The organism is Mycoplasma sp. 5912 (genome assembly GCF_054353835.1).
This window is the reverse complement of sequence record NZ_JBTHHI010000001.1, coordinates 26,061-40,294: the sequence shown is the minus strand read 5'-3', so window position 1 is coordinate 40,294 and position 14,234 is coordinate 26,061. Positions and strand designations below refer to the sequence as shown.

Here is a 14,234-nt window from a genome sequence, read left to right as displayed (position 1 = left end):
ATTTTTGTATACTTAAAATAACATGTAAAGAGGTTATTATGAAAAATAAAAAATATAAACGCATCATTTCCAAATTATTTATTTCTTCTGCTATTTTACTTCCTACAATTGCATCAGCTTGTACATCAAATGATAATGGCAATTATGGTTCAAAAAAACCAAAAAATAATCCTAAAAATGATGAAAATAAAAACACTTTAAAAGTAAATAATATAACAGTTGATAATGTAACTGATAATTCTGCTGCTATTGAACTTTATTTTAGTGCGACATTGCATAAAAATGATCAATTAAAAATTGCTCTTATGGATTTGAAGACTTCTATAATAAGAAATATAGTGCAAAATGTGAATATAAACAGTAATCGTGTAAGAGTAAGTATCGATGGATTAAGTCCTAATACAACTTATAAAATAGATAATTTGTTGCAAAATAATAATAAGATTGGTTTTTTAAATACAGTTGATAATCGCTCTTTATCATTTACAACTTTAAATCAAGAATCAAATGGTAGCAAAGATGAAAATGGTAACAACCAACAAGGAAAAAATGGTGATGGAGATGATAAAAAAGGATCAGAAAATCCACAAAATCCACATTCTGGCAATATGCCTGATAAAGAACACGAAGAAAGCAAAGAACAAAATCCTGGTTCTGAAAATCAAAATCCAAATAATCACCAAAAAATTGATATTAATGCAACTGTTAGCAGTGTTAGCTACCAAAATCAATTCAATGTTTTGCTAAAACTTGATTCAGATCAAGATTTAGCAAATAAATTTGCACTAATTACAGTAAATCCAATAGACAGTAATAATCAAGTTATTAACCAAGATATTACATCAAATATTGTTACTATAAATGATAAAAATCTTTCATTTAGTTTTAATAATCTTGATTTTAATAGTAAATATCGCATTAAATCAATAGATTTCTTTGAACAAGGAAGCGAAAATCAACTTTCTAAGCTTGATAACATTTCAATTAATAATTATCCAGAATTTAATACACCTTCATTAAATATAAATGTAACTTTTAATGATAATCTAAGTCAAAATCAAGATAGTTATGTGTTAGGTTTTAATACAAATTCTGATTTTAATGGTTATATAGAGTTAAAAGTGGTAAAATCAAGCAATCAAAATCAAGAATATAGATCACTTAGATCGAGTTTGAAACATAAACAAATCAGTTTTTTAAACCTAGATCCGAACACAACATATATTATTAAAGGTGTAAGTCTTTATTCTGATGCAGGTAGTTCAAATCCATTAAATGTAAACATGACTTTCCAAAATAATAAAACTTTTACAACACCAAATCAAAAAATACAATCGAATGCTTTATTAGAACCTAAATATAGTGCAATTAAACAAAATAACATTCCTGTTGTTTATGATTTACAAAATACAGCAACTAGCAAAACAAGTGATCAATTAACTTTGGATAGTATTAAATCAAACAACACAAATCATAGTGATTATTTTACTCAAAAAGAAACAAGCGAAAACAAGCAAAATAATAGTACATTTGCTCAATTAAAAAGTTATATATATGATTCTACACATCAAAAATACAGATTAAATTATTTAGTTCCTAACTCTTTTGCAAAAGCATACACACTAAAAATTCGTAAGAATAATGTTGAAGAAAGTATATCAGCAACCTCAATGAAATATGATCATTATCTATATGAAATACCATATGATCACTCTGCGACAATTGACTTAATTGGATTGATAGATGACAACAATCAAAGTATTAAAACATTCAATAGTAGTTTTGGAATCCATCCATATACATTTAATTTTGATACTACTGTTGATGCAAACATCAGAAGCATTTCAATACAACCTAAAACAGGTAATAACATCGATGTATTTGTTAAAGTTCGGAAGAAGACTTATCCAGATCGTTTAGCATATCTAAATAATACAAAATTAAAGGTATGACGCAATAATAACATCGTTGAAGTAACTGCTACTAGAAGAATTGATGATTATCATGCAACCATTTTAGCTGGTGATCAAATTGTATCATTTGTTTATAATACTAGCACCACCACGCAAATGCATGATTTACCATTAACTGAAATTAATTTTGATTCAAGCAAAAATACATATGATATTAATTCAATAACAGTTGATCAAAATGCTCAAAAAGTGAATGTTACATTAAATTCTAATGTTACAAATGCTAATAATCTAAGTTTTATAGTTAAAGGAATTGATCACAATATTCCATTTATTCGAACTATAACCCCAACAATTAATAATAATATTGCAAGTTTTGATATAAATCAACTTTCAAATGCAAATATTTCATATGTTATAACTAATATTTTATTAAATGATGGATTTATTGATTTAAGTGAATATAAAAAATACCAATTTAATATAACAACAATTGAAAATAATAATTTAAGTGATTTTAATTATTATATGGATCAAAATACTAAAAAAGTTTATGCCTCTGCTTTCTTTAATTTTAATTCACATAACTTAAAATACCTAAAAAATATGTACTTTGATTTTATGTTTGAAAAAGAAACACAAAACTATGATAATCAATTAGTATTAGGATTTGAACCCACAAAGCACATAATGGTAAGATTTGATGATTTATGAAAATTTGAACTACCTAATTTTAATGAATATATTAAATATACACTAAAAAAAGTCCGGATCGTAAAACCTGTTACCTATAAACAATTAGCTACTATTGATGTTGCTGCAAACCTACAAAAAACACTGGCATATCATTTTAATTATGCAAGTGTTGATCAAAATAATTTCTCTGCAAACGGAATTGAACGCAGAACCACAAATGATTTTAGTCGCTATGATTTAAGAAAAAAATGACTAGCAAATGACGCAAACGATACTGTTGATTTTAGTTTATATAATCTATGATCTGTTTCAGAATATTTATCCGATTATACATTCATCAAGGATCGTGAATTTTTAAATCAAGCATATCCAAACCCGATTGTATATAAATTTAACAAAAATTCAGAAACCAAAAAAATTCAACTTTTTGGTCCAAGAGAACAAGTTAAAGCAAAATTATTTAACATTGATAATTCAAACAAAACCACTTCATTAACTAAGAAATTATCTAATTTTAAAAACCTTGATCAAATTCCTGAAAATGAATCATTAATGATGTTTGATTTTGAATTTGAATTACATGATCGCACAAATTATGACTTATACTATGCTTACACAATAAATTCAACAGTTCGTTTACCTTTTAATTTAACCAAACTCAAGCAAACTGGTAAATTAGAGAACTTAAACTTTTATTTTTATCAAATTTTTACTTCACAAGCTGTTCAAGAACACAACTATAATAAAATAAATGCAAAATTTAGTTTTAATTTATATTATGATAGTTCTAACAATACTATTACCTTAAAAGTAATTTCTAAGGATAAAGATTATAATTTTACCCAAGATATAGCCACACATAATATAGGTTTAGAAAAAAATGTTTTCATCGGGCCTGCTAGAATCGCTGTAATTCATACAAATGAAAATGTTAAAATCGAATACAACTCAGATAAAGTTGATGCATTATCAAACTTTAATCCAAAAATATCATACCTAAATGAAAATATAAATAAAAACTATGATTTTAGCTTTTCTCCAGGTATGTCAGTTGATGATATAAAAACTTGACAATCAAAACGTTTATTTAAAGAAGATAAATCAGATGCTGCTGACTTAATGCGACAACGTGCATTTAGAATCAGTGTAGGAACTTGAAACTTAATTGGTAAGGTTAAACCAGATGATGATAATGATTATCGCTTCTATGTAATGACTAACCACCATGTTGCTGTGCATGTTCCAGTTCCAAATACTCATACAAGTTTTTACATTCCAACTTTATTAGATCGTCCTGCTGCAGGAACATACCAAACTGGTCCTAGTGTACAAGATGGAAAATTGACTAAAATTTATGCGTTTGAAAATTATAAATATAATTATCAACTGATCAAAGATTACTATAATATCTGAAGTTTCATTGATAACGAAGGAAGATATCAAAAAGATAACAAAGCAGCAAATCAAGACTTAGTAATTGCAACAATTGATTTAAGATCTATTTTTGAGCAATATCAAGGAGTAGATTTATCAAAAATTCAAATGGATGCACAAACAAAAGAATCAATTAAATACATTTTAAACTGAAAAAACTTGGCACCTACAAAACTCAGTAATGAGGTTAAATACTTACAAGATTTCGATGCATTAAATTGATATGTTGCTTCCTTTCCTGGTGAAAGAACGATTGGTCCTGAAACGGTTAAATCAATCCGTTATCGAGAATACTTATTAATGTATATGCCATACTTTATGAATGATTTTGATTATGAAGAAACAAGATATAAATCAACCAAGATATCATTCAACCGTGAAGGGATTGATTTAGCCGGTGGTGCATCAGGTAGTGGTGTATACGATGAAAAAGGTAATGTAGTAGGTCTGATAACCGAAGGATGAAATTCATTTGATGGTGCTATTTCAGCACACTTATTCGCTGGACAAGTACGCAATGTTTTCGGTTCAAAAGACAACAAAATTAATCAAGATTCATTTTATGAATATATCAAACACAATAGTTTCTTATATCCTAAAAAATATACAGATATTTATTGAGATGATGACATAACAATCAAAAATAATCAAAAGACTAACTAGGAAGGTATAATGCAAAAAACTCTAAAAGAACTTGAAAACAAAGTTGTTTTATCAAAATTAAAAGGTGCAATTCTTTGTAAATTATTTGATTTTAAAGGAATGACATATTTTTTACTGGCTTATGAACGTAATAAAACTAGAAGAAGTATTAAGGATTTTGAAAATGAATATGATATTTTCTTAAATAATTCACTAGATTTTATTCCTGTTTATATTAATGTATCCACATTATATAGAATTGATAAAAAACTCTTTCAAACATCGTTTGTTAAAAATAAAAAAATTATCTTAGATAAAAACACCATTGATGTTTTTGCACATGAACATTTATTAAGTTCGGTATTAGATTTTACAAAATATGACACCGAATATAGAGGTTTAATTGAAATAACATCAGAAAATAATTCAACAAACTTTAATATCCTTTATTTAGGTAATGAAATAAAATTTTACTTTTACATCATAACTAATATAACTGAAATGGAATCAGAATATAATGATGAAATCGCAGAGATATCCAAATCATCTGATGATCCAAACAATAATGCAGCAAAAAAAGAATGAGAAGCAATCAATAGAAAGATTAATATAATCCATAAAGATATTTCATGAGAAATTAGTGATATTGAAGAACATAAAGAATTATCATACGAAATAACAAGAAGGTTTAAGAAGTTTGTAGAAGAAAATAACTTTGAACCCTATGCATATAGTCTTAATCAATTACATCTTATTTATGAAGGCTTATCTGATGGATTAAATGTAAAGGAATATTTAGACCCTAATTTAGAGCCTGCTGAGATGAGTTGAATTATGAAATCCTTGAGAACAAAAGATGAAATAGAGGAAAAACCTGATGAATCAATTTCTGATGGTGATAATATTTTTTTCTCATCAAGAATCATGAAACCATTAACCATAAAAAGTAAAATTAAAAAATAATTTAAATTTGTTTAAATACTATATATAGATAAAAAAGTCGTATTTATAAATATTTTATAAATATTACACAAAATAATGTTAATAAAATTTATTTTTGTGAAAATTAAAAAATGAAAAAAATAGCAATTTTTACCTTAATTATTGCTATTTTTTTAATCTTTTTAGTTTACTTGTATAATTTTGTGCTATTATTTTCATAACTTACTTTTTCATACAAAGTATATGCTTTACCAATAAAACATATAACTAAGGAAATTATGACAGCAAAACAGTTATTATCAACTTATTGAAACAAAAGTGCTTTTCTATTTGAGTTTTTCGCTTCTTTTACACTTGTATTTTTTATTTTGTTATGACTTTTAATAAAATATATGCATAAACCCAAAAACGAAAAGCTTTTTAATACCATCGGATTCACATTAGCTACTTTTTTAGCATTTATCATACCATGAGCTTTATCATACTTCACCGCAAATGTTCCTGCATTTCCACAGCTAAATCCATTAAGTGTGATTTTACAAACTAGATTGCAAGGATTTAGCATTTCTACAGGTGAGGCAGGGACATTAGATAAAGGTGTTTACTATTTAATAGGCGGGCAATTTTCAGGTGCTTTTGGTGGATTAATTGTTTTTGCTGGAATATTTTTCTTAGTAAAAAATTCATTATCTAAAAGTAAGGAATATAAAGAAATTTTTCAAACTTTACAAATTTGAGATTTATTAAAAGTAAGACATCCATATAATGAAAGTTGATGAAAATATATTATCAAAGAATTTATTTTTATTACAACTTTTGTTATTATCGTTCCAATGTTAGGTTATATCAACGACACAAATTATGGAACAAACCCTTACTTCAAACTTTTTATAACATTAATAGTTGTTTGAATCTTTTTATTTATTTCAAGTTTTTTTGGTTTCTTTGCCTTTGATATAGTTTTTAATGTGATTGCTTATTTATTAATAGTTATTGAAATTTTATATCATCTAAAAAGTATCAAATCAAATGATCAAAAAACAAAACAAATAAAACAATTAATGTTATTAGAGACTATAAAAATCACCACAACACTTTTATTTACTGTTATTATCCCACTCATTTACGGAATTGTTGCAGTTGAAATAGGCAAAAGTGTTCCAATGAAACTTAATTTCTAATCTATAAGAAAGGCTCTATGTTTAAAAAATTTAAAAAATTATTTTTGTCTTTATCCCCTATTGTAATTGCTCCAGTTGCAATCGCTTGTTCACACCAAGCGACCGTTAAAAAGGAAGTTGACCCAAAACAACAAAAAAGAGATGAAATTACAAAAGCACTTGCTTCTGATAAACTTACACCTGAACAAAAACAGGATTTCCAAAACAGAATCGGACAAGCAAACACCCTTGAAGATCTTAGTGCAATTTTTTCTGATATTAATGCAGTAATTCAAAAAGCAGCAAATACACAACAAAAAACCAATCCTGAACCAAAACCAGGTACACCACTAGACCCACAGCAAGTTGAACTTAAAGCACTTCGTGCCAAAGGAAATGCAGATAATAAAACAAAACTGACTAATGAAACATTATTTTTAAGAAGAATTAGTGATTATTTTAAATATAACGATGTTTCTTCACAAGTATTACAATTTAAAGCTAATACTAATGCATCAAATATAACTTTTAAAAACCTAAGTAATAACAACTATATAACTGATTACCTCGATTTTAACGATTCTGCATTTACACAAATCTTAAAAGACAAAAAATTAGTAACTGATGAACAAGCTGCTAAGTTATCATATGAATATGACTATCACAACATTCGCCAAGATATCAATAATAATAATGACATCATAATTCCAATGAAAATTCTTATCCCTGTTGAAGCAACAGGAAAGAATTTAAATTTAAAGGCTGAAACCAAAGTTAATTTTGTTCTTAAAGGAATAAAATTATCAACAAGTGATGAAAAAAATTACAAAGATGTAAATGATTTATCTAAAAAGTTGCAAAATTTAACACAAGGTGATGCAATTAAAATATCTATTAAAGATAAATCTGATCCTGCTTTTGCTAAAATTCAAGCATTAATCGATGATAAATCAAATGCTATTTATAGTTTTGATGATTTAAATCGTAAACAACTTGCATCGATGTTTAATTTAACATATCCAGATTTTTCTAATTTACTTAGTCCATATAAAAATAAACAAATTATTAAAATTTTTATTGATGATGTTAATTTTACTCACTCACCAAAAATCGATCAGTTAACTGTTAAAATCAGAATTGCAAATGGTTATGATAATACCCAAAAAGGATATGAAAAATTTCCTTTTGCAAATGTAGGATTTAACAAAATAATTAACCTTACATTTGATAAAGACAACACAGTATTACGTGATGAAAAAATTCGGGCAAACTTATTAGCAAAACCCGCAAACTGAAATATTTATAACCAAAACTTTGAGAACAAGGATTCAAAGACAATGTTTCAGATATTACCATTTTACCAATAAACTATGATTTTAAATACCTTAAAGACTCATTTAAATCAACTGATTATCGCAATGGATATTTAACTTTTACTGCTATATATGATGGTAAAATCGTAAAACTACAAAAACATATTGGAGTAGGTAAATTTGCTGAAATCTTTGATAGCAACTTTATGCAAGCAAATCCACATGCATATAACTTCCATGCTGGACATCTTACATATTCTGATTTATCAAGAGTTAATCAGTCAATTTATAACGATTATGGAAGCAACTTATTTTCAGGAGGTTATGATTCAACTCGTGCATTTTATTTAGATGATGTTAAAACCCCGATCGCTATCCATGTTGGTGAAGACTATTTAGCCAAAGAACACACCCCAGTTATCGCTCCTTATGATGGTGAAGTTGTCGCAGTATATAATGCACACCTTTCAAATGCACAAATCAAAACAGGACAAGGTGTAGGAACTGTAATGCTCACAAGAGTTAAATTAACAAAACTTAACCTTTCACCTAAAATTCTACAAGAATACTTCGGAACTTATGATACAAACGATGATCGTTGAGTATACATCGGATTTATCCACTTAGATGCTAACTTGACAATGAACAATAAAACCTTTAATTGATCACCTAAAACAATCACAATCGGAAAAGACAAGTCAGCTAGAGTATATGATATTTTAGATAATGTTTCTCCAGCACACCCACAACCTTTTAAAAAAGGGGATACACTTGCTTATTTAGGAACATCAGCAACTAACGGAGGTTGAATGCCACATGTGCATGTAACTACTTATGCAAATAATACATTATTGACAAACGACAACGACTTTCAAAAAGCATTAACATCCGCAAACCTTTATGGTGAACGTGTTGAAAAATATAACCCACAAGATCCTAAAGTTAATCCATTTACTGCTCGTGTTGATGGGATATATATTGCAAGAAACACTGACATAGAAGCAGGTAAAAAACCAATTTTTAAAGTTGATCCTATCACAGGGACACCAACAAAAGATACTGTTCCAAGCGAATTATTAAGATGAGTGTCAAATCCAATCCAAGGTTTTGAAATTCGTAGATCGGTTTTTGATCCTAACATCTTATTTAAAATCAGAGGCCCACAAAGTTATAGATTTGATATCGAAGACTTCTTTAGAATTAGTGATAATAAATAATTTTATAAAATCTCCTTTTCAAATGGAGATTTTAATAATAAACTTTTTTGCATAATTATCCAGTTTTATTATCAAATGATTAAAAATATGATGTAAAAAACTTTTATAATTTTAACATCAATAAAAATAATATAAAATAAATATATGAAACGATTTTTTGATACGGTGAAAAATACAGTCAAAGGTAAAAATTGAAAAGAAATTAGTTTGTTTAAAAAATGAACCATTAAAAATATGGTGATGGTTGCTATTTTAATTGCAATTTCTGTTAGTTTTACCATCGTTGTGGCTCAAATTTTACCCGTTGTCAATTTACCTACATATAAATTTTCATTTATCGGATTACCTGTAAAAATAGCAGGTTTTATCTTTGGACCAGTTGTAGGGGTCTTTGTTGGAATCATAAGCGATTTGTTATCTTTATTATTTATTCCACCTGCTGGTTATAATCCAATGTATACAGTTGCTACTGCATTAAATGGTTTTGTTTCCGGACTACTTGGGATATATTTTAATCAAATTCTTAAAACTGCATTTAGCAAGGAGTTTAGACTACAAAGAATAGGACAAAAATTAAGTATTCTTGCGATGGAGTATTTACAATTTAAAGCAAATGGTGAAATAAAAAAAGCCGAAAAATCAGCAATGAAAATGATAAAATTGAACAATAAAAAGAAATATATTGATCAACTTGCTTCAGATAATTATCTAAAAAATATCTATTTAATCACTGCAATTGTCCTGCTTTTAGTAGTAATCGCTTCGGTTGCTTGGTTTATTTCAGCCGCTTCACCTGAGGCAATTGAAAAAGGTATAATTAAAAACCGTTGAGTTTTATTAGGATTAATGAGTACAGGAACATCATTAATGATTTTCTTTGTGTTATTCGGAAGATTTTTCTTTAAAACTGAAACATTTTTATCTTTGGTTCCTATTGTAGTTTTTTGTGCATTTCTGGAGCTTGTAAATGTTCCTGTTTTAGCGTATGCAGACTTGATTTCATTAGGTAATGGGGAACAAAAAGATATTTTCTTTTGAATCACTCAACACATTCTTACAGGGCCTGTAAAAATATGATTTAATACCTTAGTTATTTATTATACATATGGGATTATTTCAAAATTAATTAATAAAAACAGTAATTTATCATATCGTTAGGAGAATATATGAGCAATGATGCAAAGTTTTTGTTCGTGCTTAAAAATTTATTTGAAGACTTTCAAAAAGGTTTTTTTACATCTAAAAAAAATAACAAACTCAGTATCAGCATTCCAAAACTTTTAATTAGCTCCTATACATCTCTTTTTTTTATTCCTGCTGTTAATACTAATTTAACATTTGAGACCCTATGAGATGTTATTAAAACAAACAAGTCAGTTGTTTTAGGTTTTCATGATCAAAATCAACAAAATTTTAATTTAATCACAAATAAAAAGAAAATATTAAACAAAATATCTTTTTTTGATGTATCAAAAATAAGTAATAACAAGGACTTAAGCATCCCATTCAACGAGATTTGAAAAGTCTGCATAGATTCTGAATATAAATATGATTGATATTTACAAAAAATCACAAACATCACTAATCAAAATACTTTTATTTTAAAAAATCTCTTCTTTAAAAGAATTACAGAATTTATCCCTTTAATCATTAACATTAACCAAGAATACAAGAGAGAGAAAGATACTTTAGATAAAAAAATTAGTGCTTTACAAAGTAGTAAATTGCTTTTAAATAAAGAATTGGAAGAAATAATTTATAAATATCGCTACAACCTGTATGAGTATCAAAATATGCTTTTTAAATTCTTTGTGGACTTTTTGAAAGAACTAAAATCCGATATCGAAAGTGTTTTTTCAACCTTTGAAAATTCTAATTTTATCTTACAAAAAGAAAAAATTAGTGAACTAAAAAAAAGATACGAATATTTACAAAAAATAAATAATACATCAATTACAAAAGTTTCAGGTGAAATTAAAAAACGAGATTTAAAAACTGAAATAAATTATTATTATAAGTTTTTAAAAACAACAAAAACCACTTCTAAAACGTTTATCAATCAGCAAATTTATAATTTAAATAAGGAAATATCACTTTTAAAATATAAATTTAAATATGCAAATATACAACACTCAGATTTTGTTGAATTATATAAAGATTACTGTGCAAAAAGAAAGTCATTATTTATTTGAAAAAAAAATAAGAAAAATCTATATTATTTAAATAATGAAGAATTAAAACTTCTTTATAACGATGTAACAAATAAAATAGATTTTTTTATTCATAATAGATATAAAACCAAAGAAAAAAATCATTCATTAATAAAAGAACAACTAAAAAATTATATTGAATATGAATTAGAAATCAATGTTGATCATTACACTTTACTTTCAAAACAGCATTATCAAAAGATTATTAATAAAATCAACGATGTCAAGTCAAAAATTCGTAAATTTGATAATACCAATTATAAACAAATTCACAATCACAAATTTTTAGTTGAAATGAAAAACCTAAATCAACAGTTACGGTTAGCATCGGCTGAATTAGATTGAAGTAATTATGTTGAAAATAAGATTTTCGATAACTTATTAACTCACAAAAATAACAAAATTAATCAGTTTTTAATAAATTTAAAAAACGTAATTAAGTCATTTAACACATCATTTAAAAAGGTTTCTTATTTATTTAATTCAATTACAGATAAAGATGAAAATTCAACTAATATTTTTGAAAACCTTAGCTCCTTTTATAATTCACTTATTAAAAAACCATGGATGATTAATCTTTTAGAACATATTAGTGAGTATTGCAGTAACAAAAAACCTTTATCAAAAACATTGTTAAACGAAATTATTGCGATGTTAAAATTTGTTTCATTACTTGAAAATATATCAATTTCGCAAAAGAACTTTTTAATCCCTTTTAAATACTTAAAAAACATTGATAAAATTAAAATTAAACTTATCAAATATTGAGTTGATGACAGTAAATTATTAATCATTAAAGATTTAAAAAATGATATTCCATATGATCATAAAAATGAGTTCATTCGTGTTTTAAATGTCTTTTCACAAAAATATAAGATTCCATATATTTATACAACCGATGATTTTAATATCTTGAAAAACGAATTTGATGAAATTTTTCTTTTCAATGATCGCAAACTTGTTGAATCAGGTGATTATAGTCAAGTTATTTCAAAGCCCTTTACAAAATTTGCTAACGAACTTATTAATGAACACAAAATAATGGACGAGGAGCCTACTGATGCATTTTTTATCAATGAATATATAATAAACTTACATACAAATATTAATCATCAAGTCTATACTAATTTAAAAACATACAAACAACAAGGAAAAGGAGAGATAAATCAAAATTTTGATACCATAATTATTGATAAAACCCAAAATTCTGAGCAATATTCCTTAACTTCTGTTTTTAATGAAATAGAATTTGATTTATCAAGCAATAGCGAGAATAATGATAAAGAAAATGCTTTTTTAGATTACGATGAATGAAATAATCAGATATATATTATTTCAAGTAATGATTTAGATAATTTTTAAAATTTTGTATAATATTTGCAAGGGCAGAGGTACTTGCAAGTTTTTGTAGGTTGAGAAACACTCTTAAGAGCCGATCTAGGTAATGCTAGCGTGGTGAGTCTTTCTTAAAAATTTTTCTGTCCTATATTAAGATAGGAGAAAAATGAAATTCAAAAAATTATTTAGTTTAGGAATTCTTACATCAACTGCATCAATATCAGTTGCAGTTTCTTGTGGAACTTCTACTAAAGCAGATAAACAAGAAAACCAAAGTGTAAAATTAAGTTTAGGAACCCCTGAACAATATGCACTTGGAAATTTAACACTTGACCAATACAAAAGTAAATTAGAAAATTCATTAAACGATGAACTCAAAGCTTTAAAATCAAATGTTAAAGTTGAAGTAATCTTCCGAGGACAAGAAGATTACAAAGCTACTTTCGATGATTTAACCAAAGGTACATCTGATTTTGCTTTTATTTCAGCTGGTTATCTACAATCGAATAAAGCAAAAGTCGGAGAACTTGGTTTTAAACTAGGCATCCAGACACTAACTCGTCAATTTAATGGTGATATTACATATGATTTCACTACCAAGGCACACGGACATTATACCGATGGACTCGATGATGATGATTTAAGAAAAATTGCAAAAAATGAAGATACACTTTTTCATGCTAAACCAAGATCTCAATGAGATGACAAAAATAATGGTTACAATTGAGATGGACAAATTTATCAATCATTATATAATGCTAAAACAGATTTAGTCCCTTACCAAAGAGGTTCAATAGTATTGATAGGAACTGATGATATTCGTTCTAAAATCAAGCAAGCTTGAAATAGCAAAAACTGAAATGAATTTATCAAATATGGTATTGTCACCGGTAAAAACACATCTGGTGGTAAATACTTATTACAACAAGCACTACTTAAAAAACACTTTGGAGCAAGTTTTAAACCACTAGCAACAGTTGCATCCGAAACACCAGACAACATCTTAATTGGGGGTAAAATCAAAGAAATGAACAACCCTAACGAAGCAAAAAAACACATCTTTTTTGATGATGAAACATCGTGAGCATGAACCAAATATAAACCACATGATGCATATGAAATTAATCAAAGCACTAGACCGAATGAAAAACTTGAAGAATTTATTGTCACAGAGGTTTTACCATATAATGTAGGAGTTTTTGGACCTTATGTAAGTTCAGATGCAATTAATCAAGTTACAGCTGCATTTGTAAACTTATACAAAAATGATAAAGATATTTTTGGTCCAACCGTTGGATTCAATGGATATCGTAAAATTGATAATCCTGATGTTGAGTTTTGACCAATTGTTGATAACATCTTAGGTTAA

General features: G+C 26.7%; 8 protein-coding genes. All 8 read left to right on the top strand.

Features of this window, described 5'->3' with window-relative positions:
• The first annotated feature begins 38 nt into the window (after window positions 1–38).
• Window positions 39–4,706 (top strand): hypothetical protein, encoded by a 4,668-nt coding sequence (locus ACXYRP_RS00115; protein ID WP_458614929.1) that lies wholly within the window; start codon window positions 39–41, stop codon window positions 4,704–4,706.
• A 9-nt stretch (window positions 4,707–4,715) separates the two neighbouring features.
• Complete coding sequence (locus ACXYRP_RS00110; RefSeq protein ID WP_458614928.1) at window positions 4,716–5,648, top strand: hypothetical protein; 933 nt, start codon at window positions 4,716–4,718, stop codon at window positions 5,646–5,648.
• 257 nt (window positions 5,649–5,905) lie between these two features.
• The gene (locus ACXYRP_RS00105) at window positions 5,906–6,808 is read left to right on the top strand and encodes an MAG4940 family membrane protein (RefSeq protein ID WP_458597296.1); all 903 of its coding nucleotides are present in this window, start codon (window positions 5,906–5,908) and stop codon (window positions 6,806–6,808) included.
• A 17-nt stretch (window positions 6,809–6,825) separates the two neighbouring features.
• On the top strand, window positions 6,826–8,154 hold the full coding sequence (locus tag ACXYRP_RS00100) for a hypothetical protein (RefSeq protein WP_458614927.1): 1,329 nt from the start codon (window positions 6,826–6,828) through the stop codon (window positions 8,152–8,154).
• The gene (locus ACXYRP_RS00095; protein WP_458614994.1) at window positions 8,136–9,317 is read left to right on the top strand and encodes an MSC_0775 family lipoprotein; all 1,182 of its coding nucleotides are present in this window, start codon (window positions 8,136–8,138) and stop codon (window positions 9,315–9,317) included. Before ACXYRP_RS00100 ends, ACXYRP_RS00095 begins: the two co-directional genes overlap by 19 nt.
• A 144-nt stretch (window positions 9,318–9,461) precedes the next feature.
• Window positions 9,462–10,475 carry an ECF transporter S component gene (locus tag ACXYRP_RS00090; RefSeq protein WP_458607290.1) on the top strand — a complete coding sequence of 338 codons (1,014 nt, stop codon included), beginning with the start codon at window positions 9,462–9,464 and terminating at the stop codon, window positions 10,473–10,475.
• Between the two features lie 8 nt (window positions 10,476–10,483).
• A complete protein-coding gene (locus ACXYRP_RS00085; RefSeq protein ID WP_458614926.1) occupies window positions 10,484–12,889 on the top strand; it encodes an MAG1360 family OppF-related protein in 2,406 nt (801 codons plus the stop codon).
• 142 nt (window positions 12,890–13,031) lie between these two features.
• Window positions 13,032–14,234 carry an ABC transporter thiamine pyrophosphate-binding lipoprotein p37/Cypl gene (gene cypl, locus ACXYRP_RS00080; protein ID WP_458614316.1) on the top strand — a complete coding sequence of 401 codons (1,203 nt, stop codon included), beginning with the start codon at window positions 13,032–13,034 and terminating at the stop codon, window positions 14,232–14,234.